25 protein-coding genes are annotated in these 26,285 nt (G+C 73.1%); 15 read left to right on the top strand and 10 right to left on the bottom strand.

What is annotated here, in order from left to right; genetic code table 11:
• Position 1 precedes the first annotated feature (1 nt).
• Positions 2-589: a TetR family transcriptional regulator gene (locus RM609_RS24675; RefSeq protein ID WP_311613731.1), complete on the bottom strand. Its 588-nt coding sequence runs from the start codon at positions 587-589 to the stop codon at positions 2-4.
• A 236-nt stretch (positions 590-825) separates the two neighbouring features.
• Between RM609_RS24675 and RM609_RS24670 the strand changes: the two genes are divergently transcribed.
• A complete protein-coding gene (locus RM609_RS24670) occupies positions 826-2,046 on the top strand; it encodes an IS701 family transposase (RefSeq protein WP_311613730.1) in 1,221 nt (406 codons plus the stop codon).
• Positions 2,047-2,131: 85 nt separating this feature from the next.
• On the opposite strand, the gene RM609_RS24665 is transcribed toward RM609_RS24670, so the two are convergent.
• The 4 genes from RM609_RS24665 to RM609_RS24650 are packed head-to-tail and all read right to left on the bottom strand — an operon-like array spanning position 2,132 to position 6,386.
• On the bottom strand, positions 2,132-3,364 hold the full coding sequence (locus RM609_RS24665) for a NikS protein (protein ID WP_311613729.1): 1,233 nt from the start codon (positions 3,362-3,364) through the stop codon (positions 2,132-2,134).
• Between the two features lie 33 nt (positions 3,365-3,397).
• Positions 3,398-4,366 (bottom strand): PLP-dependent cysteine synthase family protein, encoded by a 969-nt coding sequence (locus tag RM609_RS24660; protein WP_311613728.1) that lies wholly within the window; start codon positions 4,364-4,366, stop codon positions 3,398-3,400.
• Positions 4,367-4,416: 50 nt separating this feature from the next.
• Complete coding sequence (gene epsC / locus RM609_RS24655) at positions 4,417-5,025, bottom strand: serine O-acetyltransferase EpsC (RefSeq protein ID WP_311613727.1); 609 nt, start codon at positions 5,023-5,025, stop codon at positions 4,417-4,419.
• A 5-nt stretch (positions 5,026-5,030) separates the two neighbouring features.
• Entirely contained in the window at positions 5,031-6,386 is a 1,356-nt protein-coding gene (locus RM609_RS24650; protein ID WP_311613726.1) for an MFS transporter, read from the bottom strand.
• A 451-nt stretch (positions 6,387-6,837) separates the two neighbouring features.
• Here RM609_RS24650 and RM609_RS24645 point away from each other — a divergent pair, with 451 nt between their 5' ends.
• The 12 genes from RM609_RS24645 (at position 6,838) to RM609_RS24590 (ending at position 19,082) form a co-directional block, all read left to right on the top strand.
• Positions 6,838-7,704 carry a TauD/TfdA dioxygenase family protein gene (locus RM609_RS24645; RefSeq protein WP_311613725.1) on the top strand — a complete coding sequence of 289 codons (867 nt, stop codon included), beginning with the start codon at positions 6,838-6,840 and terminating at the stop codon, positions 7,702-7,704.
• A gap of 95 nt (positions 7,705-7,799) precedes the next feature.
• On the top strand, positions 7,800-8,543 hold the full coding sequence (locus RM609_RS24640) for an HpcH/HpaI aldolase family protein (RefSeq protein WP_311613753.1): 744 nt from the start codon (positions 7,800-7,802) through the stop codon (positions 8,541-8,543).
• A gap of 103 nt (positions 8,544-8,646) precedes the next feature.
• Positions 8,647-9,612, top strand: a complete 966-nt coding sequence (locus RM609_RS24635) for a PLP-dependent cysteine synthase family protein (RefSeq protein WP_311613724.1) — start codon at positions 8,647-8,649, stop codon at positions 9,610-9,612.
• A gap of 92 nt (positions 9,613-9,704) precedes the next feature.
• Complete coding sequence (gene asnB, locus RM609_RS24630) at positions 9,705-11,525, top strand: asparagine synthase (glutamine-hydrolyzing) (RefSeq protein ID WP_311613723.1); 1,821 nt, start codon at positions 9,705-9,707, stop codon at positions 11,523-11,525.
• Positions 11,522-12,577: a PrpF domain-containing protein gene (locus RM609_RS24625; RefSeq protein ID WP_311613722.1), complete on the top strand. Its 1,056-nt coding sequence runs from the start codon at positions 11,522-11,524 to the stop codon at positions 12,575-12,577. Before asnB ends, RM609_RS24625 begins: the two co-directional genes overlap by 4 nt.
• Positions 12,578-12,588: 11 nt before the next feature.
• Positions 12,589-13,692, top strand: a complete 1,104-nt coding sequence (locus tag RM609_RS24620) for an acyl-CoA dehydrogenase family protein (protein WP_438828522.1) — start codon at positions 12,589-12,591, stop codon at positions 13,690-13,692.
• Positions 13,680-15,089 (top strand): dihydroorotase, encoded by a 1,410-nt coding sequence (locus RM609_RS24615; protein WP_311613720.1) that lies wholly within the window; start codon positions 13,680-13,682, stop codon positions 15,087-15,089. The genes RM609_RS24620 and RM609_RS24615 overlap by 13 nt, the downstream gene beginning before the upstream one ends.
• Before the next feature lie 2 nt (positions 15,090-15,091).
• Positions 15,092-16,303 (top strand): FAD-dependent oxidoreductase, encoded by a 1,212-nt coding sequence (locus RM609_RS24610; RefSeq protein ID WP_311613719.1) that lies wholly within the window; start codon positions 15,092-15,094, stop codon positions 16,301-16,303.
• 41 nt (positions 16,304-16,344) lie between these two features.
• A complete protein-coding gene (locus RM609_RS24605; protein WP_311613718.1) occupies positions 16,345-16,911 on the top strand; it encodes an NADPH-dependent FMN reductase in 567 nt (188 codons plus the stop codon).
• Between the two features lie 53 nt (positions 16,912-16,964).
• Entirely contained in the window at positions 16,965-17,234 is a 270-nt protein-coding gene (locus tag RM609_RS24600; protein ID WP_311613717.1) for an SH3 domain-containing protein, read from the top strand.
• A 111-nt stretch (positions 17,235-17,345) separates the two neighbouring features.
• Positions 17,346-17,798, top strand: a complete 453-nt coding sequence (locus tag RM609_RS24595) for an RrF2 family transcriptional regulator (RefSeq protein WP_311613716.1) — start codon at positions 17,346-17,348, stop codon at positions 17,796-17,798.
• 93 nt (positions 17,799-17,891) lie between these two features.
• Complete coding sequence (locus tag RM609_RS24590) at positions 17,892-19,082, top strand: globin domain-containing protein (protein ID WP_311613715.1); 1,191 nt, start codon at positions 17,892-17,894, stop codon at positions 19,080-19,082.
• 10 nt (positions 19,083-19,092) lie between these two features.
• Here RM609_RS24590 and RM609_RS24585 read toward each other — a convergent pair whose 3' ends face one another.
• Genes RM609_RS24585 through RM609_RS24570 form a run of 4 tightly spaced genes read right to left on the bottom strand, consistent with a single transcriptional unit; the run spans position 19,093 to position 22,306 of the window.
• Positions 19,093-19,971, bottom strand: a complete 879-nt coding sequence (locus RM609_RS24585) for an amino acid ABC transporter permease (protein ID WP_311613714.1) — start codon at positions 19,969-19,971, stop codon at positions 19,093-19,095.
• Positions 19,968-20,612, bottom strand: a complete 645-nt coding sequence (locus tag RM609_RS24580; protein ID WP_311613713.1) for an amino acid ABC transporter permease — start codon at positions 20,610-20,612, stop codon at positions 19,968-19,970. Before RM609_RS24580 ends, RM609_RS24585 begins: the two co-directional genes overlap by 4 nt.
• A gap of 16 nt (positions 20,613-20,628) precedes the next feature.
• Positions 20,629-21,546 (bottom strand): glutamate ABC transporter substrate-binding protein, encoded by a 918-nt coding sequence (locus RM609_RS24575; RefSeq protein WP_311613712.1) that lies wholly within the window; start codon positions 21,544-21,546, stop codon positions 20,629-20,631.
• A 16-nt stretch (positions 21,547-21,562) separates the two neighbouring features.
• Positions 21,563-22,306 carry an amino acid ABC transporter ATP-binding protein gene (locus RM609_RS24570; protein ID WP_311613711.1) on the bottom strand — a complete coding sequence of 248 codons (744 nt, stop codon included), beginning with the start codon at positions 22,304-22,306 and terminating at the stop codon, positions 21,563-21,565.
• A gap of 221 nt (positions 22,307-22,527) precedes the next feature.
• Here RM609_RS24570 and RM609_RS24565 point away from each other — a divergent pair, with 221 nt between their 5' ends.
• The gene (locus tag RM609_RS24565; protein WP_311613710.1) at positions 22,528-23,472 is read left to right on the top strand and encodes a GntR family transcriptional regulator; all 945 of its coding nucleotides are present in this window, start codon (positions 22,528-22,530) and stop codon (positions 23,470-23,472) included.
• Between the two features lie 53 nt (positions 23,473-23,525).
• Here the strand turns inward: RM609_RS24565 and RM609_RS24560 are convergent, their stop codons facing one another.
• A complete protein-coding gene (locus tag RM609_RS24560) occupies positions 23,526-23,966 on the bottom strand; it encodes a DUF6278 family protein (protein ID WP_311613709.1) in 441 nt (146 codons plus the stop codon).
• Between the two features lie 521 nt (positions 23,967-24,487).
• On the opposite strand from RM609_RS24560, the gene RM609_RS24555 reads away from it, so the two are divergent.
• The gene (locus tag RM609_RS24555; protein WP_311613752.1) at positions 24,488-26,227 is read left to right on the top strand and encodes an SGNH/GDSL hydrolase family protein; all 1,740 of its coding nucleotides are present in this window, start codon (positions 24,488-24,490) and stop codon (positions 26,225-26,227) included.
• The last annotated feature ends 58 nt before the right edge of the window (positions 26,228-26,285 follow it).

Here is a 26,285-nt window from a genome sequence, read left to right as displayed (position 1 = left end):
GTCAGCCGCGGACCGGGAGGAGGACCAGGTCCCAGATCCGGGCGAGCTGCCCGCCGACGTCCACCGCCGGGTGCCCGGCGTCGGCGGCGGAGGCCCGGATCTGCGCCTCGGCACCCACGATCAGATGGCTGACCAGGTCGGCGACCACCTCGGGGCGCGCCACCGGGGGCAGTACGCCGGCCGACCGGGCGCGCTCTATCAGCTCGTGCACGGCCGGCAGCCACGCGGAGGTCCAGGCCCGGCCCCCGGCGCGCTCCCGGGTGAGCCGGGCCGCCGAGCGGACCAGCGGCTCCTCCTCCATCAGCGCGGCGAGCGCCAGGGTGAGCGTCACCAGGCCGTCCACCGGGTCGCCGTCCGGCGTCAGGGCGTCGCGCACCCGGGCATCCGTCAGGAGCCACCCCTCGTCCAGCACGGCGTCGGCGAGTTCGCCCTTGGTGGCGAAGTGGAAGGTCAGCGCCCCCATGGACATCTCGGCCGCCGCGCGGATCTGGGACAGGGACGTGCCCTCGTAGCCGTTGCGGTCGAAGGCGCGGGCCGCGGCCCGGACGAGCGCCGAACGGGTCCGTACGGCGCGCTCCTGCATGGCCATGATCCCTCCAGACGTTCACTGCCATAGGCCATGGGACCGCGTCATTGCGGAACGACGGCTTCAACTTGCCGGTGGGCGACCGGCGTTCAACCACCTTACGACCATGATCGACAGGGCCGGCACCCCCCATGGGTTTCGAAGGTCACATGCCCGGGGGTTTTGAAAACAAAGCGATCGTTCTCTATTCTTTCGTTCGCGGCCGGCGCCATACCGTCCGCGTCAGAAGGGACCGTGCGATGGCTGTGCACCATTCGACCCGCCCGTTCACCCCGGGCACCGCTCCACTCGTCTCCTTCGCCGAAGAGGTCTTCGGCTATCTGCCCCGCGCCGACCAGCGGCGCTGGGCCCACGCCTATCTGGAGGGGCTGCTCTCCACCCCGGGCAAGAAGACGGTCCGCCGCCTGGCGGCCGCCGTCTCCGCCTCGCCCACCGCCTCGCAGTCGCTGCACCAGTTCGTCAACGCCAGCCCGTGGGACTGGGGCCCGGCCCTGCGCTCGCTCGCGCACTGGACCCTGCGGCGGACGGTCCCCCGGGCCTGGACGATCGGCACGGTGGTCATGCCCAAGCGGGGCGAGAGCTCGGTGGGCGTCCACCGCCGCTTCGACCCGGCCTCGGGCCGCACCGTCAACTGCCAGGTGGGCGTGGGAATCTTCCTGTCCACCGAGACCGAGCCGGTGCCGCTCGGCTGGCGGATCCTGCTGCCCTCCCGCTGGACCGACGACGACACCCTGCGCGAGCGGGCCCGCATACCGGAGTCCAGCGTGGGCGACCGGCCCGCTTCGGCACAGGTGCTCGACCTGGTCCACACCATCCACTCCCGGACCACCGCCACTCCGCTGCCCGTCGTCGCCGACATGACCTCCTGCACGGAGACGGGCTCGCTGCTCCGCGGACTCCACCGCACCGGCTGCGACTTCGTCGTCGCCGTGCCCGCCTCCCTGGCCGTGCTGCCCGGCGGCCGCACGCGCGGCGAGGCCCAGGACACACCGGTCCCGGTGCGGCGGCTGGTCTACCAGGGCGACGGCTTCGGCGAGGTCCCCGCCCTCCTGGGCGCCCCCGGCCCGGTCCCCGGCGGACAGCCGCGGCGGCTGCTCAACACACTGGTCCGGCTGCCGGAGCGGCCCGGCGCCCGGCCGGGCACGGACACGACGCCCCCGGTCCTCCGGGCGTTCGCGCGCCGGGTCCCCGGCCGGCAGGCCGACGAACCCGTGTGGATCACCAATCTCACCCGGCACTCCGCCGAGGAGCTCATCGCCCTCACCGGGCACCACGCCCGTACGGCCGGCGCCCTGCGGGTCCTGGAGGACGACTTCGGGCTGCGGGACTTCGAGGGCCGGTCCTTCCCCGGCTGGCACCACCACATGACGCTGGTCTCCGCCGCCTTCGCCTACAGCCGGCTGGCCGACGCGACCGCCGCGCGCACCGACCGCCCGCTGGCCGTCGTACGGTCGGCCTGACCCGCCGCGCGGCCCCGGCCGGCCGGCGCCGACCGGGCCCGACGCCCGGCAGCGCCCGGCCGCGTCACACCCGCGTCCCGCCCGCTCAGCGGACGTCGAGCCCCGCGAGGAACCACTCCTCCAGCGCCCGGATCCGCGCCTCGCACTCCGCGCGGTCCACGCCCGCCACCACGAAGGCGGCCAGGAAGTCCCCGGAGTGCCAGGCCTCCTCCATCCGGTCCCCCGGCGCCGCGAAGTACTGGTGCTTGACCACCCCTTCGGGCATCCCCGCCGGATCGGGCATCCCGTACACCGTGCCGGGACGCCGCGTGAAGAGCAGCTGACCGCCGATGCGCTCCGGCCGCCCGCCCCCCTCGTACCCGAACGGAAGCCCCAGCTGGCGGCGTACGGGCGGCTCGGCGGGGTCGAAGCCGAACATCGCGCGGTGGACGTCCCGGACGCCCGCGCCACCGGCGCGGCAGGCGGCCTCGCACAGCACCAGCTCGTCGTCCGGGGTGTGGAACACCTCGATATGGAAGGCGAAGTGGTCGCTGCCGCCGAACTCCTCCAGCAGCCGCTCGCCGAAGGCCATCAGCCGGTGGCGCAGCGGGTCGTCGGCGTCCAGGGCGATGTCCATGCGCCCCTTGCGGTCGGTGTAGTCGGCCAGGACGTAGGTGTAGCGCGAGGGCCACATGGTGACGACCCGGCCGTCGAGGACCACGCCGTCGATGTGGCACATCCCGCCCTCGACGAACGCCTCCACCAGCCAGGAGGGCTCCTCGCCCGGTGCGGCGAGGTGGTCCCCCGCCAGCCAGTCGGCGACCTCGGCCTCGGCGCGCAGCACGGCCAGGTCGATGGAGCCGGCGCCGCGCCGGGGCTTGACCACCACGGGCAGGCCGTGGGCGGCGACGAAGTCCGTGAGGTCCTGGGGAACGGTCAGCAGCGCGTGGTCGGCGACGGGGATGCCGGCGCGGACGGCGGCGCGCTTCATCTCCCACTTGTCGCGGTAGGGCACGACGTCCTCGGGGCGCGGGCCGGGCAGGCCGTAGCGCACGCGCAGCCGGGCGGCGCGCTCCAGGTCGTTCTCCTGGCAGGCGACGATGTCGGTCACGCCGTACCGCTCGATGAGCTCGGCGGCCCGCTCGGCGACGCGGGGGCTGGTGTCGTAGCCGGGCAACGCCTCGGCGTGGGCGAAGGGCGCGGCGGTCGGCAGTTCCTCACCGTGCACGTCGAGTTGTTCGCTGGAGGCGAGGACGACGACGTCCGCGTCGTAGCCCTCCATCCAGCGCTCGTAGGGGTTGGCGCGGAACGATCCGCGGTGCAGGACCAGGGCGGTCATACGGTCACCTCGTGATGGGCGGACGGGGGGCTTTCAGGACTCGTTCCAGAGGCTGACGTAGCGCTCGCCGGTGTCGGGCAGCACGGTCACGATGGTCTTCCCCGCGTACTTGGGGAGCCGGGCCAGCCGGGCGGCGGCGTCCACGGCGGCGCCGGAGGAGACGCCGACGAAGAGGCCCTGCCGGGTGGCCAGGGCCCGCGCGGCGGCCAGGGCGTCGTCGTCACCGCAGGTCAGGACGTGGTCGATGAGCGACTCATCGGTGGTGGGGGCGACGAAGCCGCCGTTGAGGCCGGGGATGCGGTGCTGGCCGCCGAAGCCCCGGGAGAGGACGGGCGAGCCCTCCGGCTCCACGGCGACGACCTCGATGTCCGGGTTGCGCTCCTTGAGGTAGCGGGCGCAGCCGGTGATGGTGCCGCCGGTGCCGACGCCGGCGATCAGCACGTCCACCTTCCCGGCGGTGTCGGCCCAGATCTCCGGGCCGGTGCTCTCGTAGTGGGCCAGGACGTTGTCGTCGTTCTCGTGCTGGCGGGAGTACCAGGAGCCGGGCGTCCGCTCGTGGATCTCCTCGGCCTTGGCGATGGCGCCGGGGAAGCCGTCCTCGCTGGGCGTCTGCACGACCTCGGCGCCCAGCGCCTTCAGCAGGCCCACGCGTTCGGGGGTGGCGCTGTCGGGCAGGACGACGACGCAGCGGTAGCCGCGGGCGGCGGCGAGCGCGGCCAGCGCGATGCCGGTGTTGCCGGAGGTGGACTCCACGACCGTGCCGCCCGGGACGAGCTCGCCGCGCTCCTCGGCACCGAGGATCATGCGCAGCGCGGGCCGGTCCTTGCTGCTGGAGAAGGGGTTGGCGGACTCCAGCTTGGCGAGCACCTCGACGGACGGGTCCGCGCCCTCCGGGTACAGCCGGACCAGGGGGGTGCCCCCGATGAGGTCCTCCAGGCCGTCGGCGATGCGGCGGGTGCCGGTGGTGACGGCGCCGGGTTGTGCGGTGGCGGCGGTGGCCATGGGTGGGTCTCCTACTCGAAGCACGGTGGGTGGGGGGTCGGCGGCGCGGTTCACCAGGAGCCGGCCGAGGCGAGCAGGCGTACGGGGTCGGTGGCCGGGGTGACCTCGCCGCCCGGGGTGCGGATCACGGAGGGAGGCGCGTAGACACGGGCGTCGGCCGGGATGTCCTTGGTGACCGTGGCCATCGCGCCGATCAGCGCGCCGTTTCCGACGGTCACCGGGCCGAGCACGGTGGCGTTGGCGCCGAGGATGACGCCGTCGCCGACGACGGGGTGGCGGCGCTCGCCCTCGGGGCGGTCGTTGTCGTTCCACCAGCCGACGGCGCCCAGGGTGACCTGGTGGAAGATGGTGACGTCGTCGCCGATCACGGCGGTCTCGCCGATGACGACGCCGCAGCCGTGGTCGATGAAGACCCGGCGGCCGAGGACGGCGCCGGGGTGGATCTCCACCCCGGTGTGCCGGCGGGCGCCGTGGGCGACGAGCCGGGCGGCCAGGCGCAGGCCGCGCCGGTGGAGCCGGTGGGCGACCCGGTGGGCCCACAGCGCGGGCAGCGCCGCGTGCAGTACGCCCTCCCGGCGGTTGCGCATGGACGGATCGCGCTCGACGACGACGTCGAGGTCCTCGCGCAGCGTCCGCAGCAGTCCGGGCTCGGTGGGCATGGAACTCAACTCCTCCTGGTACGACGGGTGGGCGTTGCGGCCGCGGCGACTGCCTCCGCGCTCTCCGGCTCCGCGTTCCCGGGCTCGGGCTCGGGGGCGGGGGCGGGGGCGGGCCGGACCGCGTGGGCGGGCAGGCGCGGCTCCAGCCGCAGCATGGCGAGGCTGCCGATCAGCACCCCGCCGGCGAGCAGCAGCCAGGTCAGTTGCGCGGAGACGGCCAGCAGGGTGGTGAACAGGGCCGGGGCGGCCGCCTTGGCGACCGACCAGGACAGGTAGTAGACGGCCAGGTAACGGCCCCGCAGGGCGTCCGGCGCGGCATCGGTGGACAGGGCGCCGGAGGACGGGCTGTGGAGCAGCTCGCCTCCGGTGTAGAGCACGGTGGTCAGCATCAGCCCGGACACCAGGACGACACCGCCGTCCAGGGCGGACAGCGCCGCGAAGCCCAGGAAGGCCGCGGCGAAGACCACTCCGCCCATCGCGGCGACGCGGGTGCGCCGCCACTTGGACGTCCAGGAGTTGACCGGGACCTGCGCCAGCGCCACCAGCACGGTGTTCACGGTGAACAGCAGGCCGGGCAGGGACGCCGAGGCGTGCAGCGTCTGGGTGGTGTAGACGGGCAGGATGACGCTGAGCGAGGAGTAGCAGAACGCCAGCGGCACGGTGGCCAGCGTCAGCCCCAGGTAGGGGCGGTCGCGCAGGACGGCACCGTACCCGCCGGACGGGCGCGGCCCGTCGGCGGCCCTGCCGTCCGCCGTCGCCTCAGCGGCGGCGGCCGCCGGGACGCGCCCGGAGGGCAGCCCGGCGATCAGCACGGCCGCCAGCGCGAGGCCCGCGCCGCTGCCCAGGACGACCGCGTGGTACGCCCAGTCGGCGTCGGCCGCCAGCGCGAGGCTGGCCAGCAGGCCGCCCACGCCGAAGCCGGCGTTGCGCAGACTCGACTGGGTGGCGATCATCCGCTGCCGCTCGGCGCCCTGGGCGAGTTCCGATATCAGGGCCTGGATGGACGCCTGGAACGAACGGTCCCCGACGGCGACGAGGGTGGCGGCGGCCAGCAGTTGCCACCACTGGTGGACGAACGGATAGCAGACGAACCCCACGGCGCGCACGGCGAATCCGACCGCCACCACGCTACGGGCGCCCAGCCGGTCGACCAGCGCCCCGAAGAACGGGCTGACGGCCAGACCCACCAGGGCGGCGACGGTCAGGGCGCCGCCCACCTGGCCCAGCGGCAGCCCCGCGACCCGGTGGAAGTACAGCAGGGACACCGGGACGTACATGCCGCCGCCGACGGCCTCGGCCGACACGGCGGCCAGATAACGGTAGCGGGGGAACGTGCCCTTGCCTGGGCGTGTGGGGCTCACCTGAACTCCTTGGTTGCCGGCGGAGTTCACCGACTCCGCGCACTGCTGCCGAACAGAGGGCAATTCTCGCTTGGGCGAATGGAGCCAACCACGCGGGGACCGGTGCGGCAACACCCGGATACCGGCCCGTTGCGACTTCAGCGACTTGCCGAAGTCGCCGGACTTGCCCAAGTCGCGGCCCCACTTCGGCAAGTCACTGAAGTCGCAACGAGCCCGCCCCGAGCCCTTGCCGCCCCTCTGACCGGCATGGTTGGCTCCAACTCGCCAGGGACGGCCCGCCGCAGACGCGAAGCCGCTTTCGCCGCGGAAGACCGCGGTCCCGGTATTTCGTAAAGCCACGGGCCACTGTTGGGATCCGAATTCCCCGGAAGGTGCCCGGCGGTGACAGTCGAATTCCTGCCTCCCAGTGGTGCCCGGTCTCATGCCGCCGCGCCCCCGAAAGGAATGAATGGTGTCCAGCTTTGAAATCCGCAAGGTCGGCGGCCGGATCGGTGCCGAGGTCCTCGGCGTCGACCTCGGCACCGGCCTGACGGACTCGGTGTTCGACCGGATCCACGAGGCCTTCCTGGACCACAAGGTCCTCTTCTTCCGGGACCAGGACATCACCGACGAGGCGCAGCTGGAGTTCGCGGCCCGCTTCGGCCCGCTGACCCAGAAGCACCCCATGATGCGGACGGTCGACGGCGCCCCCCAGGTCATCCCGATCGACGGCGAGGACCAGCGCGCCAACCACTGGCACACGGACATCAGCTTCACGCAGGCCCCGTCGCTGGGCACCACCCTGCGCGCCATGGTGCTCCCGCCCTACGGCGGCGACACGATGGTCGCCAACGCCGCGGCCGGCTACAAGGACCTGCCCAAGGAGCTCCGGGAGATCGCCGACAAGCTGTGGGCGGTGCACACCAACCGCGCCGAGCAGCCGAAGCTGGGCACCGAGCGCGGCGAGGAGGTGCGCAAGGCGTTCATGGCCAAGCGCTTCGAGGCAGCGCACCCGGTGGTCCGCGTCCACCCCGAGTCCGGTGAACCGAGCCTGTTCCTGGGCGGCTTCGCCCAGCGCTTCGTCGGGATGACCGCCCGGGAGTCCCAGGGCCTCCTCGACGTCCTCCAGAGCTACGTCCGCCGCCCGGAGAACACCGCCCGCTGGACCTGGCGCGTGGGCGACGTCCTGATCTTCGACAACCGCGCCACGCAGCACTACGCGGTCAACGACTACGACGACCACAAGCGCGTCCTGCACCGCGTGTCCATCACCGGCGACGTGCCGGTGGGCCTCGACGGCCGCACCAGCTACGTCATCGAGGACGGTGAGGGCGAGTGACCACCAACGCGAACACCACCCCGTACTCCACCTCCGCTCCGGGCACCGCCTCGCACACCGCCGAGCGGCACGACCCGGCCGGCTTCGCCGCGCGGCTGCGCCGCCGCGAGCGCCTGCTGGGCTACTGGATCGCCTGTGACAACCCGGCCGGCACCGAGCGCATCGCCGGCGTGGGCTACGACTACATCGGCGTCGACGGCCAGCACGGTGTGATGCACCGGGCCGGCTGGCAGACGGCCATGCTCGCCGTGGACGCCCGGCAGGTCTCCGCCGGTGTCCTGCGCGTACCCTCCGTCGACCCGATCGCCATCGGCACGGCCCTGGACTCGGGGGCGCGCGGCGTGGTGGTGCCGATGGTGAACACCGCCGAGGAGGCGTCGGTCTCGGCCCGTGCCTGCCGGCACCACCCGAGGGGCACCCGCAGCCTGGGCGGCCCGGTCCGCGGCGAGCTGCGGATGGGCTCGGTGCCCGCCGAGGTCGACGAGGCCGTCGCCTGCATCGTGATGATCGAGACGGCCGCCGCCCTGGAGAACCTCGAGGCGATCTGCGCGACGCCCGAGCTGGACGCGGTCTACGTCGGCCCCGCCGACCTGTCCGTGGCCCTGGGCGCCAAGTTCTTCGGCGACCCGGACGTCGCGGACGCCCTGGAGGACGCGCTGAAGCGGATCACCGACGCCGCCGAGCGCGCGGGCATCGCCTGCGGCATCCACGTCCTCAACGGCGCCGACGCCAAGCGCCGGCTGGCCGAGGGGTTCACCTTCGCCACGGTCTCCAGCGACATCACCCACCTCCAGGAGGCCGCCGTCACCCACCTCGCCGCCGCCCGCGGCGAGGCCTGACGGACCCCGGCCGCGCCCCGTCCCGGTCGCGCCGCCGAAGAACCTCGATGCCGTGCCGAATCCGAAGAACTGCGATGACACTGCGATGAAAGCTGGAGCTTTGATGACAGGGAACGCGCCCTCCCCCGCCCCCGCCCGGGCCGCGCGCCGGATCGTCCGGTCGGCGGAGGAGCTGGTCGGCGACACCCCGCTGATGGAGGTCCGGCTGCCGGGCGTACCGGACGGGGTCCGGCTCCTGGCGAAGCTGGAGATGTTCAACCCGCTGTCCAACGTCAAGGACCGGCCCGCCCTCTACATGATGCGCGAGGCCGAGCGGTCGGGCGTGCTGGCCCCCGAGGGCGGCACGGTCATCGAGTGCTCCTCCGGCAGCACGGGCATCTCGATCGCGGCCCTCAGCGCCCAGCGCGGCCATCGCTGCATCATCGTGATGCCGGACAACGCGACCGAGGAACGCCGCCAGATCCTCCGGGAGTTCGGCGCGGAGATCATCCTCGTGCCCCACCAGGACGGGCTGCTGCCCGCCTGGCGGTACGCCGAGGAGCTCCAGCGCTCCATCCCCGGCTCCTGGCTGGCCCACCAGGACGAGAACCCGGCCAACCTCCGCGCCCACTACGAGACCACGGGCCCGGAGATCTGGGACGCCACCGGTGGCGACGTCGACGTGCTGGTGTGCGGCGTCGGCACCGGCGGCACCCTGATGGGCGTGGCCCGCTACCTCAAGGAGCGCCGCGACGTCCACGTGGTGGCGGTCGAGCCGGCCCGTTCGGCGGTCCTCTCCGGCGGGGAGGCCGGGCCCCACGGCATTCCCGGCATCGGGGCCGGCTATGTCTCCGACATCATGGACCTCGAACTGATCGACGAGGTCGTCGCGGTGCCGGACGACGCCGCCGCGAGCACGACACACGAGGTCAACAGGGCCACCGGCCTGCTGGCCGGCATCTCCTCGGGCGCCGCGTCGTACGCGGCCCGGCTCCTCGCCCAGCAGAAGCGCTGGGCGGGCTCGACCATCGTCACCGTCTTCCCCGACACCGGGGAGCGCTATCTGTCGATGGCCCGCGACCAGGCCTGACGCCCGCACGGCACCCGGCGGCCGGGCGTTGCGCACCACCACGCCCGGCCGCGCACATCCTCTTGGCTTCACCCCGGAACGGACACCTTCTTATGTGCCGCATCTACGGCTACTTCAACGCGATCGCGTCCCCCCACGAACTGCGGACGGTCGCCGCGCTCCAGCGGCACGGCGGCCCGGACGACACCGGTTCGGCGCGTGACGCCGGCTGGGGCATCGGCAACAACCGGCTGGCCATCGTCGACCTCGACGGCGGCGTCCAGCCCTACGGCCGGCCCGGCCGCTACCAGGTCGTCTTCAACGGCGAGATCTACAACCACAACGAGCTGCGCGCCCGCCTGGAGGCGATGGGCCACACCTTCGCCGACCGCTGCGACGGCAGCATCATCCCGGCCCTGTACCGCGAGTACGGCCTGGACTTCACCGACCACCTCGACGGCATGTACGCCCTCGCCCTGGTCGACGAGCGCGGCGACCGGCCCAAGCTGATCCTGGCCACCGACCACATCGGCATGAAGCCGCTGTACTACCGCTGGGACGCGGCGGAGCGCTCGATCCACTTCTCCTCCGAACTCCCCGCGCTGCTCGGCTTCTCCGGCGTGCCGGCCGGTTTCCGCTCCGAGGGCCTGGACGCCTACCTGGCGACCAAGACGCCTTTCGGCGAGGAGACGATGTTCGCCGGCATCCACGTGCTGCCGCCGTCCACCACCATGGTGATCGAGGCCGGCGAGACCCCGCGCGTCATCCACCGCCCGCAGCGCCCCGACGCCACGCGGCAGACCGACGAGACGGCCGCCGGCGAGCTGATCCAGGGCCGGCTGCGCACCGAGGTCGGCAGCCTCCTCAACGCCGACGTCCCCGTCGCCGTGATCACCTCCGGCGGCCTGGACTCCAGCCTGGTCACGGCGCTCGCCGCCGAGCACGGCCCGGTGGACTCCTTCAACATCGCCTACAAGGGCGACTGGCCGTTCGACGAGCGGCACTTCGCCCGCCAGGCGGCCGAGCGCGCGGGCGCCACCTACCACCAGGTGGAGGTCGACCCGGCGGACTTCCCCTCGCTCCTGGAGGACGTCGTCTGGCACCTGGGTCAGCCCAACGCCGACCCCATCACCCTGAGCACGTTCTCCCTCTTCCGCGCCGTGCGCGACGCCGGCTTCAAGGTGGCGCTCACCGGTGACGCGGCCGACGAGATCTTCGGCGGCTACTCCCGGATGCGCGCCGCCGCCCAGGCCGCGGCGACGGGCGCCGAGTGGTACCAGGATTACGTCGACGAGCTCGGCGTCCTCCCGGCCCACCGCCGCGCCTCGCTCTACACCGACGACTACCGGGCGCTGATCGCCGGCACCGACGCCATCCCGGCCGACGCGCTGGCGACGCTCCGCTCGGGCGAGGGCACGGTCCTGGAGCGCATCACCGAGTTCGAGCTCGGCCACCGGCTGCCCGCCTACCACCTGCGCCGCGTCGACCACCTGAGCATGGCCAGCTCGGTCGAGGCCCGGCTGCCGTTCTGCCAGCGCGACGTCATCGCGCCGGGCCGCGCCCTGCCGGACGCGCTGCGCATCCGCGACGGCAAGGTCAAGCGGTCGCTGTACGCGGCGGCGGCCGGCCTGGTCCCCGACAGTGTGCTCAACCGCCCCAAGCAGCCCTTCACCCTCCCCATCACGGCCATGCTGGCGCCGGGTTCCGCGCTGTGGGAGTACGCGCGGGACATGCTCAACCCGAGCCGGCTCAAGGACGCGGGCCAGCTGGACGTCCAGGCCGTCGAGCAGCTCTTCGCCGTCCAGGCGGAGCGGCCGGACGACACCACGTCGCTGACCCTGTGGTCGCTGCTGGTGCACGAGGTGTGGCGCGAGCTGTTCCGTCGCGCGGCCCTGGGCCCGGTGGCGGCCGGGCGCACGGCGGTCCCCGCATGATCGGCCATCTCGCCTACGCGTCGGGCAGCCCCTGCCCGACGGTCGTCCTCGACGCGGGCCTGCTGGGCCCCGACGAGGAGGCCATGCGGCGGGAGCTCACCGCGGTCCGGCGCTATCTGACGGACGCGGGCGGCTCCCACGTACTGAAGATCGCGCTCGTCCGGCCCTCCGAGCACCCGATGTTCGACCTGGACTACCGCTTCGTCCAGGCGCTGCCCGGCGGCCCGGACCGCTTCGACTTCCGTGGCTCCTGCGGGCATTCGATCCTCTCGGCGGTCGTGGCGGCCTCCCGGTCGGGGATGCTGCCGAAGCTGACGCCGGGCGGCCGGATCCGTGTGAACGTCCTCAACAACGGGGACAGCGTGGTCTGCGAGGTCGACGCCGTCGACCGGGACGAGGTCCGCTTCACCGTCTACTTCGTCCAGCCGGGCGGTGTCGCGGTCTCGCGGCTGCTGCTCACCGGCGAGGCCCGCACCGAGCTGGAGGTGGACGGCGGGAACGTCACGGTGTCCCTGGTGTCCGCCGGCAACGCCTACGCGTTCGTCGACGCGCGGGAGCTGGGGATCGCCGACCACACCGCGCTGTTCTCCGCCGGGAGCGAGCTGTTCGAGCGGATGGCGCGGATCCGCGTGGCCGCCGCCGCCCACCTGGGCTGGTCCCCCGAGGGGGCGTTCCCCAAGATCGCGGCGATCATGCCGATGGAGCCGGGCCGGCTCGCGGCGCGCGCCATCTCGGTGCCGTCCTGGCATCCGACGATGGCCCTGACCGGGGCGGTCTGCCTCGGCGCGGCCACCCGGGTGCCCGGCACGATCCCCTGGGCCCTGGCCCGGGAGCAGGGCCGCGCCGACGGACTGATCGACATCACCACACCCGGCGGTGACACGGCGGTCACCGCCACCACGCTCGAGACCGCCGGGGAGCCGGCGCTCACCTGGGTGGGCGTGGGACGCAAGCGGGTCACCTTCCAGGGCTCGTTCGTGCTCGAACCTCTCGCCCATCTGCAATTCGAGGAGATTGCCCAATGCCTGGCACTGTCAGCGACGTCCGCATGAGGGACATCCGCATGAGGACGGAGATCACCCCCGCCTTGCGGGCGCGGCTTCGCGAGTCCGCGGAGCAGACCGCGCTGAGCGGGGCCCCCGACCACGAGGTGCTCGCCGAGCTGCGGGCCTCGGGCCTGCTGGCCACGGCGGTCCCCGCCGGGTACGGCGGCGCGGGCGGCGACGCCCGTGAGATCAACCGGGTCGTCGAGGAGATCGCGACCGTCAACCCGTCGGTGGCCATCATCGCCTTCCAGCACTTCGCGGTGAGCGCCCGGATCGCCGAGTGGGGCACCGAGGAGCAGAAGCGGGAGCTGCTGCCGCGGCTCGCCGACGGCACGTACCTGGCCGCCTCCGCGTGGAGCGAGACCGGCGCGGGCGCCGCGAAGCAGAAGCTCTCCAGCACCGGCACCCGCCGCCCGGACGGCACCTGGGCGCTGCACGGCGCGAAGTCCTTCACCACCGGCGCCTCGGTCGCCGACATCTACCTCGTCCTGGTCCAGACCGAGGAGCCGGAGGCGGACACCGCCCGGGTCTACGGCTCGGTGGGCCAGACCTTCTTCCTCGTCATGGGGGACAACCCGGGCCTGGTGCCGGACCTGAGCCTGGACCTGGTGGGCATGCGCGGCTCGGCGACGGGCTTCGTCTCGCTGGTGGACTGCGTGGTCCGCGAGACGGACATGCTGGGCCCGGAGGGCCGGGCGCCGGAGATCATCGCCGGGGTGCGGGAGTCCGGCGCCACCCTGGGCGCTGTGGCCGTGGGCACCGCCCGGGCCGCCTTCGACCTGGTCGTCGACCACGTCGAGCGGCGCGGTCTGCTGGAGAAGGCGACCGTGCGGCACCGGCTGGTGGGCCTGGCCACCCGCCTGGAGTCGGCGCGCGCCATCGTCGAGCGCGCCGGCGCCCGGACGTCGGAGGCGCCGGGCCTGACGACGCTGCACAGCAAGCTCCACGCGTCCACCGAGGCGGAGGAGATCTGCCTGGAGGTGGCCCGGATGCTCAGCTCCGCCGGCTATGTGACCGGCTCGCGGCTGAACCGGCTGCTGGCCGACGCGCGCGCGGTGGCGCTGATGGGACCGACGAACGACCTCGCCCGAGAACTGGTGGCTGTGTCATGGCAGAACTGAACGAAGACCTCCAGGGCGTCGACCTGGTGGTCACCGCCCGTCGGCTGGTCACCCCCGAGGGCGTCCGCCCGGGCCGGGTGCTGGTCGCCGGCGGCCGCGTCGTCGCCGTCGAGGCCCTGGACAGCGCGGACACCGTGCCGGCGTCCGTGCCGCGGATGGACGCCGGGGACCACTACGTCCTGCCCGGCCTCATCGACTCCCACGTGCACTTCCGCACCCCCGGTCTGACGCACAAGGAGGACTGGGAGCACGGCAGCCGGGCGGCCGTCGCCGGCGGCTTCACCACCGTGATGGACATGCCCAACACGGTCCCGCCGACCCTCACCGAGGAGGCCGTCCGGGAGAAGGCCGCGATGATCGCGGGCCACTCCCTGGTCGACCACCGCTTCCACATCGGGCTCGACCCCGAGCGCCCCGAGCTGCTGGCCTCCCTGGACCCCGAGGTCGCCACCAGCGCCAAGGTGTTCATGGCCGGGCACCACACGGCCCCGACCGTGGTCCGTGACCCCGTCGCCCTGGAGAAGGCGTTCGTCGCCGCCGCCGAGGGCGGGGTGCAGCTGGTCCTCCACGCCGAGGACGACCTGCTCTTCCAGCTGCTCGACGGCTGGTGGGGCGACCCGGAGAACTACCGCGAGTACGAGGCCCGCCGGCCCCGCAGCGGCGGCATCGCCGCCGTGGCCCGCGTCATCGAGCTCGTCCGCCGCCACGGCACCAAGGCCCACATCCTCCATCTGTCCAGCGCGGAGGAGGCCGACCTGGTGAGCGCCGCCCGGGCGGCCGGGCTGCCGGTCAGCTTCGAGGTGACCGGCCACCACCTGTCGTTCACCGACGAGGACACCAAGCGGCTGGGCGCCCGTACCCGGCTGTCGCCGTCCATCCGTCAGCAGTCGGACCAGGACCGGCTGTGGGAGGCGCTGCGCGCCGGTCACTCCGCGACCATCGGCAGCGACCACGCCCCGCACACCGTCGAGGAGAAGACGCAGACGGTCCAGAAGTCGCCGCCCGGCCTGCCGGGTGTACAGGAGCTGGCCGTCGGCGTGTGGACGGGCATGCGCCGCCGCTGGCCGGACGAGGACCCCGACCTGGCGATCGCCCGCCTCGTGCGGCACCTCGCCGAGGGCCCGGCGGACCTGTTCCGTCTGCCGGGCAAGGGCCGGATCGCGCCGGGCGCCGACGCCGACCTGGTCTTCTTCGCCCCGGACGCCACCTGGATGCTCTCCGCCCACGACGTCCGCGCCAAGTGCGGCTGGTCCGCGTACGAGGGCTGGACGATGACCGGCCGCGTCGAGCGCACCCTCCGCGCCGGAAAGGTCGTCTGGGACGCCGCCACCGGCGAGTTCGGCGACTACGACGGCCGCTGGCTGTCCTGCGCCCCGGCCGAGAAGGCAGGAGAGTGACCGTGGAGCGCAAGCGCACAGCGGTCGTCGCGGGCGGCGGCATCGGCGGCCTCGCCGCCGCGGCGGCCCTCGCGGGCGCCGGCCTGGACGTCACCGTCATCGAGCGCACCGGGCACATCGGCGACGTCGGCTCCGGCCTGATGGTCTACGCCAACGGCGTCCGCGCCATCGACGCGATCAGCCCCCGCCTGGGCGAGCGCGTCCGCGCGAGCGGTCACCCGACCGTCCCCGGTGACGTCCGCCTGCTGATGGACTCCGCCGGGAACACGCTGTCCGAGGAGCCCATCGGCGACATGGGCGAGCGTCTGGGCGCCCCGCAGATCCCGATCCTGCGCACGGCCCTCCAGACGGCCCTGCTCGACGAGGCGCTCGCCGCCGGCGCGGTGCTGCGGCTCGGCACCGCCGTCGAGGGCCACACCGGCCGCGCGGACGGCGTGAGCGTACGGCTGTCGGACGGCAACACCCTGGAGGCGGACCTCCTGGTGGCGGCCGACGGCATCAAGTCCGTCATCCGCCGGGAGATGCTGGGCGACGGCGCCCCGACGTACCGCGGCTACACCTCCGTCCGGGGCCGGACCACCGGAACGCCGCTCTACCCGCGGCCGTTCGTGGCCAACGGGCGGGGCATCCAGCTCTTCGTCGCCCCCGTCGGCGGCGACACCATGTACTGGGCGGCGAAGATCACCGCCGAGCCGGGGGTGTGGCCCGCGAAGGGCCGCGACGTGGCCCTGAAGGAGCTGGTGGCGGCCCTCGACGGCTGGCACGAGCCGTTTGTGCGGCTGATCCTGGACGCCGATCCGCAGGACGTCGCGGTCACCGACATCCACGACCGCGACCCCGCCCCCCACTGGGTGGACGGCCGGGTCGCCCTCCTCGGCGACGCGGCCCACCCCATGGTCCCGGCCATGGGCCAGGGCGCCAACATGGCCCTCGAGGACGCGGTCGTCCTGGCCGCCGCGCTCGGCGCACACCAGGACGTGGACACCGCCCTGCGCGTCTACCAGGACCAGCGCCTGGAGCGGACCTCCGCCGTGGTGCTCCACTCGCGCCGCCAGGGCGCCCTCGACCAGGGCGCCAGCCGGGACGAGGAACGCGCGCGGAACGACTTCATGCGGTCGCACGGCCGCAAGGACGAGGCGATCTTCGACGTGGTCGCCTGGCGTCCGCAGGACATCCGGCTCGAAGCCGCCCAGCCCCTGCCGGCAGCAGGCTGAGAAACGACGACAGCTCACACTCCATGGAAGGTTGCCGCAGCGTGCAGACGCCACACATCGTACTGATCAGCGGGTCGCTCCGGGCCGGCTCGACCTCCGACCGGGTCGCCGACTGGTGCGCGCAGGAATGCCGGGAACAGGGCGCCACGGCGCGGACGTTCACGGGTGCCGAGATCGACTTCCCCTTCTACCGGCCCGGGATCTCCGGGGACCACGCGGGGATCACCGAGTTCCTCGACGAGCTCGGCCGCGCCGACGGCGTGATCCTGGTCTCGCCGACCTATCACGGCACCCTGTCGGGCCTGCTGAAGAACGCCCTGGACTTCGTCAACGACCTGGCCGGGCCCCGGCCGTTCCTCGACGGCCGTGCCATCGGCTGTGTCGCCGTCGGCGCCGGCACCCAGGGCGCGGTGACCACCCTGGAGACGCTGCGCACCATCAGCCACTCGCTGCGCGCCTGGCCGACCCCGCTCGGGGTGGTCCTGCCGAACGCGGGCTCGCTGAGCGTCGAGGGCACGCCGGGAGAGCCGCACCACCGGGAGAAGATGATCGAAATGATCTCCCAGGTGCTGACCGTGAGCCGGGTCCGAATCCCGGAAACGGTCTGACGCACAATCACCAGACTTTTCTTGCCGACCACTTGAAATCAGGGAGACAGAACATGTCCACATTCGCCATCGGCCCGATCTGGCGCGACTCCAACGTCCGCTCCGGCCCGTCCCTGGAGAGCCCGATCCAGAAGCTGCTGCTGCCCGATGACAGCGTGAGCTACGACGCGGTCGGCTGGGTGACCGGCGACGAGGTCGTCGAGGGCGAGAACCCCAAGGGCGTGATCATCAGCGACGTCTGGTTCGAGCTCGCGATGGGCGGCTGGTGCAGCGCCGTGAACTTCGACCAGGAGACCGTCGCCCGGGTCGTCGCCGAGCACTGAGGCGCGCCCGACGAACAGCGCGTGCTGCCGCGCCGCCCCCGTGCGCGGCAGCACGCGCTTTCGCGGCTCTTTAATTGGATTCCCAGACTCGCATTAACTAGAGTGAGTGACGTGCGACTGACCAAGAGCACCGACATCGCCCTGCGCATCGCCATGCGCCTGGCCGTGACGGACGAGGCGCGGGACTCCACGGCACCCACCACCCGCGAGGTGGCCGGCGCCGTCGGCGTGCCGTACACCCACGCCGCGAAGGTGGTCAGCCGCCTTCAGCACCTGGGCGTCGTCGAGGCCCGCCGGGGCCGCGGCGGCGGACTCGCCCTCACCCCCGCCGGGCGCGGGTGGTCGGTCGGCCGCCTGGTGCGCGAGCTGGAGGGCGCGGGCGACGTCGTCGGCTGCGAGGACGAGCCGCCGTGCCCGTTGCGCGGCGCCTGCCGGCTGCGCGGAGCGCTGCGCGAGGCCCAGGAGGCATTCTTCGCGGCGCTCGACCCCCTGACCATCGAGGAGCTGACAGGCCCGCCGACGGGCCCGCTCCTCCTCTCCCTGACCGCCCGCCCGGAGCACTAGGGACCCCGAACCCCACCCCCTGTTCACTCACACCCAAAAATACGAATCTCAGATACCAATTAAGACACCGATTCAAGGATGCAGGAGCCGCAGATGCTGTCCCCGAAGTCGACCGAGATCGTCCGTGCCACGCTGCCCGCCGTCGGCGGCGCGATCGGCACCATCACCCCGCTCTTCTACGACAAGCTCTTCTCCGCCCATCCGGCTCTCCTGCGCGACCTGTTCAACCGCGGCAACCAGGCCGACGGCAGCCAGCAGCAGGCCCTCGCGGGGGCGATCGCCGCCTTCGCCACGGCCCTGGTCGAGCACCCGGACGTCCGCCCCGACGCGATGCTCTCCCGCATCGCCCACAAGCACGCCTCCCTCGGCATCGCCGCCGACCAGTACCCCATCGTCCAGCGGCATCTCTTCGCCGCCATCGCCGAGGTCCTGGGGGACGCGGTAACCGCCGAGGTCGCCGCCGCCTGGGACGAGGTCTACTGGCTGATGGCGAACGCCCTCATCGCCCTGGAGGCCCGCCTCTACGAGCAGGCCGGCACCCCGGACGGCGACGTCCTCATCCCCTGCCAGGTCGTCGCCCGCCGGGCGGAGACGGCCGAGGTCACCACCTTCCTCGTCCGCCCGGCCGACGGCCGCCCGCTCCCCGCCGGGCGCCCCGGCCAGTACGTCTCCGTCCAGGTGCCCCTCCCCGACGGCGCCCGGCAGATACGCCAGTACAGCCTCTCCGGCCACCCGGAGAACACCCTCCAGTTCTCCGTCAAGCGCGTGGCCGGCGACCCCGCGGGCGAGGTCTCCACCCACCTCCACGACCACGTCGCCGTGGGCGACGCCCTCCTCGTCAGCGCCCCCTTCGGCGATGTCACCCTGGACGACGGCGACTCCCCCGTCCTGCTGGCCTCCGCGGGCATCGGCTGCACCCCGATGATCGGCATGCTCTCCCATCTGGCCGCCACCGGCGCCACCCGCCGCGTCATCGCCGTCCACGCCGACCGCACCGAGACCGCCCACGCCTTCCGCGCCGACCTCCACCAGCTCGTCGCCAAGCTCCCGGACGCCGCCGCCCACGTCTGGTACGAGCACCCGGAACTCCCCCACCCCACCGACCGCACCGGCCGCGCGGACCTCACCACCCTCGACGTCCCCACCGGCACCGTCGCCTACCTCTGCGGCCCCCTCCCCTTCCTGAAGACGGCCCGCGCCCAGCTCCTGACGGCGGGCGTCGCCCCGGCGGACATCCACTACGAGGTCTTCGGCCCGGACCTGTGGCTGGGGGCGGACGCCTGATCCGGTCCCCCTACGGATGCACCCCCGCGCCCGGCATCAAGGTGCCCGGCTCCGCGGGGGCGACCTCCACGGCCTCCGTCTTCACGCTGCGGCGCTGGCGCTTGGCCACCCAGTTGGCGAGCCAGGAGAGCAGCATGCACATGCCGATGTAGATCGGGGAGATGATCATCACGACGGGGATGAACGGCAGGTCGTAGTCGAGATTGCTGGCGATCAGCTTGCCCGCGTGGAGGAACTCCTCGTAGGTGATGAGGAAGCCCAGCGAGGTGTCCTTCAGGGCGACGACGAGCTGGCTGATGATGGTGGGCAGCATGGCGCGCAGCGCCTGGGGGGCGAGGACGTGGGTCATCACCTGGGTCTTGTACATGCCCAGGGAGTACGCGGCCTCCCGCTGGCCGCGGTCGACGGAGTTGACGCCGGTGCGGAAGACCTCGGCGAGGACCGAGCCGTTGTAGAGGGTCAGGCCGGTGACCAGGGCGGGCAGCGGCTGGACCTTGAGGGCGACGAAGACGAAGAAGATCATCACCAGCACGGGCATCGCCCGGAAGAACTCCACGACGACGGTGGAGGCCCAGCGCAGCGGCCGGTGGACGGAGAGCCGGCCGCAGGCGAGGACGCCGCCGAGGGCGAGGGAGAGGACGGCGGCGTAGCCGAAGGCCCGCAGGGTGTTGCCGAGGCCGCGCAGCAGCAGCTCCTGGACGCCCTTGTACTCGAAGGGGCTCCATTTCGCGGCCGTGAACTGGTGGGTGTCGAAGAGGAGGGTGACGATCCAGGCGAGGATGCCGAGGATGACGACGGTGGCGGCGAGCCCGTAGAGCAGGTGGCGGCGGCGGGCGTGGGGGCCCGGGACGTCGTAGAGGGCGGTGGCGGCCGGCGCGTGCGCGGTCATCGGGCGACTCCCCAGCGCTTCTCCAGCACGTTGAAGAGCGCGCTGATGGACAGGGTCACGATCAGATAGCCGACGGCGATCCAGATGAAGGACCAGACGATGCTGTAGCCGAGCTCGTTGAGCGTCTTGTAGGTGCCGAGGAGCTCGGTGACGCTGAACGAGCCGGCGATCGCGGAGTTCTTGGCGAGCGCGATGAGCGTGGAGCCGACCGGCGGGATGACCGAGCGGAAGGCCTGGGGCAGGACGACGGCGCCGAGGGTCTGCCGGAAGGTCATGCCGAGGCTGCGGGCCGCCTCGCCCTGGCCGGTCGGGACGGTGTTGATGCCGGAGCGCAGGGCCTCGCAGATGAAGGCGGAGGTGTAGCAGCCAAGGGCGAGGATCGCGAAGAGCTGGAAGGGCAGGACGATCCCGAAGCGCGGCAGGCCCAGCAGGACGGCGAAGAAGAGCAGGGTGAGCGGGGTGTTGCGCAGCACCGTCACCCACACCGTGCCGAAGACGCGCAGCGAGCCGACGGGGGCGACGCGGAAGGAGGCCATGACGAAGCCGAGGACGAGCGCGAGCAGCGAGGCGTAGACGGTGAGTTCGACGGTGCCGAGGAAGCCCTTGCCGTAGAGGGAGAAGTTGTCGGTGAGTACGTTCATGGGGCTCGCGTCCTCCTCAGCCCGCCGGGTAGCGGTCGACGGCGGGCGGCTGCGGGGCGGGGGCCCCGGACAGGCCGAGGGTGGCGTCGTACGCCTTCTTCCAGTCGCCGTTCTTCTCGTGGGCCACGATGGCGTCGTCGAGGGCGAAGCGCAGGGCCGTGTCGGCGTGGGGGACGCCGATGCCGTAGGGCTCCTGGGAGAAGGGCCGGCCCACGACCTTCAGCTCCTCGGGCGCCTTGGCGGCGTAGCCCAGGAGGATGGTGTTGTCGGTGGTGACGGCGTCCACCTGGAGGCTGAGGAGGTTGTCCACGCAGATCGAGTAGGTGTCGTAGGCGACGGCGACGGCCTTGGGGTAGTCCTTCTCGATGCGCTGGAGCGGGGTGGAGCCGGCCGCCGAGCAGACGCGTTTGCCGGCCAGGTCCTGGGGGCCGTCGATGCCCTTCTCGTCCCTGCGGATCAGCAGGTCCTGCCCGGCGATGAAGTACGGCCCGGCGAAGCCGACCTGTTTCTTGCGCAGCGCGTTGATGGTGTAGGTGCCGACGTAGTAGTCGATCTGGCCGTTCTGGAGGGCGGTCTCGCGGTTGGCGGAGGCGATGGTGCGAAAGGCGAGGGTCTTGGGGTCGAAGCCGAGGGACGCGGACATCATCTTGGCGATCTCGATGTCGAAACCGGAGTAGAGGCCGGTCGCCGGGTCCTTCTGGCCCAGGTAGGGCTGGTCCTCCTTGACGCCGGCGACGAGGTGGCCGCGGCGCTCGGCGGCCCGCCAGGTGGCGGAGTCCGGCAGCTGGAACCCCTGGGCGACGTGGTAGACGGGCAGCGCCGCCGGCTTGGGCCCCTTGACGGGCGGGCTGCCCTCCTTGCCGCAGGCGGTGGCGAGGAGGGCGGCGAGGCCGGTGAGGGCGGTCAGGGCGAGGGCGGTGAGACGGCGTCCCATGGTCGGTCCACCCGCCTCAGTGCTTGAGGATCTTGGACAGGAAGTCCTTGGCGCGCTCGCTCTCGGGCGCGGTGAAGAACTCCTCGGGCGTGCGGTCCTCGACGATGCGGCCGTCCGCCATGAAGACCACGCGGTTGGCGGCGTAGCGGGCGAAGCCCATCTCATGGGTGACGACGACCATCGTCCGGCCCTCCCGGGCGAGCTGCCGCATGACCTCCAGCACCTCGTTGATCATCTCGGGGTCCAGGGCCGAGGTCGGCTCGTCGAAGAGGAGCGCCTTGGGGTCCATGGCCAGGGCGCGGGCGATGGCGACGCGCTGCTGCTGACCGCCGGAGAGCTGGGCGGGGTACTTCTCGGCGTGGGCCTGCAGCCCGACCCGTTCCAGCAGTTCGCGCGAGCGCCGGTCGGCCTCCTCCTTGCCGCGTCTGCGCACCTTGACCTGGGCGAGGGAGACATTGGCGAGGACGGTCTTGTGCGCGAAGAGGTTGAAGGACTGGAAGACCATGCCGACCTCGGCGCGGAGCCGGGCGAGGTCCCGGCCCTCCTCGGGCAGCGGCTGCCCGTCGAGGGTGATGGTGCCGGACTCCACCGGTTCGAGGCGGTTGATGGTCCGGCACAGGGTGGACTTCCCGGAGCCGGAGGGCCCGATGACCACCACCACCTCGCCGCGGCCGACGGTGAGGTTGACGTCCTTCAGCACGTGCAGTTTCCCGTAGTGCTTGTTGACGTCACGCAGCTCGATCAATGGCTCGACGGCCATACCAGTCCTACCCACTCGCTCTCGGCGCTCCGGCGGTCGCCGCACCTCGCCGCACCGTAGTCCGCCGGAAAACGGCGCCCCGGCGGTGACACACGGCGGCCCCGGCGATGGCACCGGAACGGGTCGGCGCGAGCCGCCATTTGCCCTAGGTACCCAGACCCAGCCTGGGTACCTAGCCTGTGGGGTCCGGACGGGGGAACCGAGGGGGAAGGGAGCCCCACGTGGGCGACAGCAGGCCCGTATATCTGCGCATCGCGGACGACCTGCGGCGGCGGATCGACGAGGGTGGGCTCGCCGTGGGCGATCGCATCCCGTCCCGCTCCGAGCTCAAACGCGCGTACGAGGCCAGCGATCAGACCGTGGACCGGGCGGTAAGGGTGCTGAAGGCGGCCGGCTACGCGGAGGGGCAGTTCGGGCGGGGGGTGTTCGTCACCGACCGGGCGCCCCTGGGCACGCTGCTGCGCTCGACCGGGGCGGTCGACTCGCCCTTCGCGGCGCAGATCCGCTGCTACGGCGGCAGGGGGGCGCCTGCCCCGGGGCCGGGCCGGGCGCCCGCCTTGGGCACGGGCGACCCGGCGGCCAGGGACACCACGCTGTCCCTGGACCAGGCACTGTCTCTGGACCCGGCGCTGTCCCTGGACCAGGCGCTGCACCGGGACTCGGCGCTGCACCGGGACAGCACACCGTCCCGGGACACCACGCCGGTCCGGGACACGACGCTGACCTGGGAGGCCACCTCCAGCGAGACGCCCGCCCCGGCGCCGATCGCCGAACGCCTGGGCATCGGCACCGGCGAACCGGTGCTGTGCACCCAGTACGAGTACCTGGCCAACCGGCACCCCGTGCAGCTCGCCACCAGCTGGGAGCCGCTGACCATCACCGAGGGCACCGACGTGGCCCTTCCCGAGCGCGGCCCCTACGCCCGGCGCGGGGTGCGTGGCCGGCTGGCCGCCATCGGCATCCGGGTCGTCAGGGCCCGTGAGCTGGTGGGCTCCCGGCCGGCCACCACCCCGGAGGCGGAGGCCCTGGGGTGCGCGGCGGGCCAGTGCGTCACCGTCGTGGAGCGCACCCACTTCGACGGCGACGACCGGGCCGTGGAGACGTCGGACATCGTGATCCGCGCGGACCGCTGGCGGCTGGAGTACACGATCGCGTTCACGAGCTGACGGGGGTTCACCCCCAGCGTCGGCGCCGGCACCAGCCCCCGGCGCCGACGGCGTCAGACCTCGGCGATCTCCGCGTAGAGCTGCGAGAGCTCCGGCGCGCCGTCGGCCGCCCACGTCCGGCCCGCCTCCACCACGTCGATCTCCCGGCCGCTGGCCAGCCGCACCACCGGCTGACCGTCCTGCCGGAGCCACCAGCCGGCGCCCCGGACCGTACGGACGACGACCGTGCCCAGGTAGAGCCCCGCGTCGTTGCCGAGCCAGGGCAGCAGTTCGGGGTCGTCGCGCCAGCGCGGCTGGAGCTGGTCCAGCTCCTCCAGGGACGACGGCGCGTCGTCGAGCGCGACACCGGCCGACTCGGCGTGGGCGCGCAGCAGTTCGCACTCCGCCAGCAGCTCGGCCAGACCCTCCGGGTCCCTGTCCGCGACGTCGGGCGACACCGCACCGTGCGACAGACCGTGCCGCTTGCGCCAGCCGTCCAAGAAGGGAATGTTCATACCGCGCAGGATCTCACTCGCACGGATGGCCCCACCACAGGCACGCGGTGAACGACGTGGCCGGGTGGCCTCCTTGACGTTCCCCAGCCGTCTCCTTAGCTTCATCCCGCCACACTCAGAGCGGGGGAACGCTGGGAGGCATGACGCGCATGCTCCGGACATCGAAGCGCAGGGGGTCCGGCGGGACGCCCGGCGGGCCCCTTGACGGGACGCCCGGCGGGACGTTTAGCGGGACACGTCACAGACCGGTCGCCGCCGCCCGGCGGGCGGTCGCGACGGGGGTCGTCGCGGTGGCCACGGCCTGTGCCCTCGGGCTGGGCGCCCTCCCCGCGACGGCGGCCCCCGGCCCGGACCGCGCCGACACGGCGGCGGACGCCGACGGACCGGGCACCACCGGCCCCCACGCCACCCGGCCCGACGCCCTCACGCGGGACCCGGCATCAGACGCCACATCAGACGCCGCATCAGACCCCGCATCAGACCCCGCGCCGGACCCGGCACAGGACCCCGCCCCCGACCCCGTGCCCGACCGCTTCCTGACCGGCGAGGCCGCGCCGGACGGCGACCCGCTCCCCCTGGAGCGGCTCTTCGACAACCGGGGCGTCAGCGACGACACCCGCCCCGGCGCCGCGGACTTCGACGGCCGGGGCGACTCCTTCTCCGCCCAGGAACTCAGGGCTGCGGGCTGGACGCCCGGCCGGACGATCGCCGTCGACGGCGCCGCGCTGCGCTGGCCCGCCACGGCACCGGGCCGCCCCGACAACGTTCTGGCGGACGGTCAGTCCGTACGGCTGACCGGGCGCGGCGAGGCCCTGACGTTCCTGGTGGCGGGCGGTTCCCGCGCGGAATCGCGCGACGGCGCGGCCGGTACGGGCCTGGTCCGCTACCGCGACGGCTCCCGGAGCCCGTACCGGCTGCGTGCCCCGGACTGGCGCAACGGCCCGCTCCCCACCAAGCTCCTGGGCCTCCCCCACCGCAACACTCCCGATGGCCGGCGGGCCGGGACCATCCGGCTGTACGCGGTGGCCGTGCCCGTCGACCGGGGCCGCGAGGTCTCCTCCGTGGTCCTGCCGAGGGCCGGCCGCGAGGCCGGTCTGCACGTCTTCTCCCTCGCCCTGCGCAGTCCCTCGAACGGGTGGACCGGCAGCTGGGCGGCGTCCACGTCCGGGTACACGACGGTGGGCCCCTGGACGGACCGGACGCTCCGGCTGGTCGTGCACAGCAGCGCGGGCGGGCCGCGCACCCGGATCCGGCTGGAGAACACGTTCTCCCCCGCCCCGGTCCGGATCGGGCACGCCACGGTGGCGTTGCAGGGCAAGGGCGCGGCGGCGGCCGGGCGGCCGGTGCCGCTGACCTTCGGGGACCGGGCCGGGGCGGAGCTGCCCGCCGGGGCCCAGCAGTTCAGCGACCCGGTGGGCTTCCGGGTGCCGCCGGACACCAACCTCCTGGTGAGCATCCACCTGCCGGGGACCGTAAGGGCCCTGCCCGTGCACAGCTACACCAGCCAGACCTCCTACCTCAGCGCCGACGGCGCGGGCGACCGTACGGGCGAGCGGGGCGGGGAGGCGTACGGCACCGCGCTGTCGAACTGGCCCCTGCTGACCGGGGTGGACGTGGCCGGCGGCCCCGGCTCGGTGGTCGCCCTGGGCGACTCCATCACCGACGGCGAGCGCTCCACGCCGGGCGGGAACAGGCGCTGGCCGGACCTCCTGGCCCGGCGGCTGCGCGACCAGCGGGACGTGCCGCGCTTCGGTGTCCTGAACCACGGCATCTCCGGCAACCGCGTCGTGACCGACCGCTACCCGGGCACCGGGGCCAGCTCGGTGCTGAGCGGGGTGAGCGCGGAGCACCGGCTGGAGCGCGACGTGCTGGCGCAGACCGGCGCCCGTACCGTCGTGGTCTTCGAGGGCGTCAACGACATCCGGGCCGGGACCACGGCCGACGAGGTCATCGCCTCCCTGAAGAGGATCACGGCCACCGCCCACGAGCGGGGCATGCGCGTCGCGGTGGCCACCATCGCGCCGTGCGGCGGCTTCTTCGACTGCACGGCCGAGGCGGAGTCGTACCGCGTCGCCATCAACCGACACATCAGGGCCGGGCTGGGGCTCTACGACGCCGTCTTCGACTTCGACGCGGCGATCCGCGACCCCGACCGGCCCGACCGCATGCTGCCGCGCTTCGACGGCGGCGACCACCTCCACCCCAACGACGCGGGGATGAGGGCGTTCAGCGAGGCGATCGACCTACGGCGGCTGGTCTGACCCGAAGGCTGTCACCCGAACGGGTCGGGCCGGACCTCGGACGTCCGGACCTCGGACG

The sequence above is a fragment of the Streptomyces hesseae genome (genome assembly GCF_031845785.1).
Lineage (GTDB): Bacteria > Actinomycetota > Actinomycetes > Streptomycetales > Streptomycetaceae > Streptomyces > Streptomyces hesseae.
Note: the sequence above shows the minus strand (reverse complement) of the source record. Positions and strands in the feature narration are given on the sequence as shown.

Bases quoted from the DNA above. Each gene is read 5' to 3' on its own strand.
- RM609_RS24675 (WP_311613731.1), bottom strand. From the start codon at position 589: ATGGCCATGCAGGAGCGCGCCGTACGGACCCGTTCGGCGCTCGTCCGG.
- RM609_RS24670 (WP_311613730.1), top strand. From the start codon at position 826: ATGGCTGTGCACCATTCGACCCGCCCGTTCACCCCGGGCACCGCTCCA.
- RM609_RS24665 (WP_311613729.1), bottom strand. From the start codon at position 3,364: ATGACCGCCCTGGTCCTGCACCGCGGATCGTTCCGCGCCAACCCCTAC.
- RM609_RS24660 (WP_311613728.1), bottom strand. From the start codon at position 4,366: ATGGCCACCGCCGCCACCGCACAACCCGGCGCCGTCACCACCGGCACC.
- epsC (WP_311613727.1), bottom strand. From the start codon at position 5,025: ATGCCCACCGAGCCCGGACTGCTGCGGACGCTGCGCGAGGACCTCGAC.
- RM609_RS24635 (WP_311613724.1), top strand. From the start codon at position 8,647: ATGACAGGGAACGCGCCCTCCCCCGCCCCCGCCCGGGCCGCGCGCCGG.
- asnB (WP_311613723.1), top strand. From the start codon at position 9,705: ATGTGCCGCATCTACGGCTACTTCAACGCGATCGCGTCCCCCCACGAA.
- RM609_RS24625 (WP_311613722.1), top strand. From the start codon at position 11,522: ATGATCGGCCATCTCGCCTACGCGTCGGGCAGCCCCTGCCCGACGGTC.
- RM609_RS24620 (WP_438828522.1), top strand. From the start codon at position 12,589: ATGAGGACGGAGATCACCCCCGCCTTGCGGGCGCGGCTTCGCGAGTCC.
- RM609_RS24615 (WP_311613720.1), top strand. From the start codon at position 13,680: ATGGCAGAACTGAACGAAGACCTCCAGGGCGTCGACCTGGTGGTCACC.
- RM609_RS24600 (WP_311613717.1), top strand. From the start codon at position 16,965: ATGTCCACATTCGCCATCGGCCCGATCTGGCGCGACTCCAACGTCCGC.
- RM609_RS24590 (WP_311613715.1), top strand. From the start codon at position 17,892: ATGCTGTCCCCGAAGTCGACCGAGATCGTCCGTGCCACGCTGCCCGCC.
- RM609_RS24585 (WP_311613714.1), bottom strand. From the start codon at position 19,971: ATGACCGCGCACGCGCCGGCCGCCACCGCCCTCTACGACGTCCCGGGC.
- RM609_RS24580 (WP_311613713.1), bottom strand. From the start codon at position 20,612: ATGAACGTACTCACCGACAACTTCTCCCTCTACGGCAAGGGCTTCCTC.
- RM609_RS24575 (WP_311613712.1), bottom strand. From the start codon at position 21,546: ATGGGACGCCGTCTCACCGCCCTCGCCCTGACCGCCCTCACCGGCCTC.
- RM609_RS24570 (WP_311613711.1), bottom strand. From the start codon at position 22,306: ATGGCCGTCGAGCCATTGATCGAGCTGCGTGACGTCAACAAGCACTAC.
- RM609_RS24560 (WP_311613709.1), bottom strand. From the start codon at position 23,966: ATGAACATTCCCTTCTTGGACGGCTGGCGCAAGCGGCACGGTCTGTCG.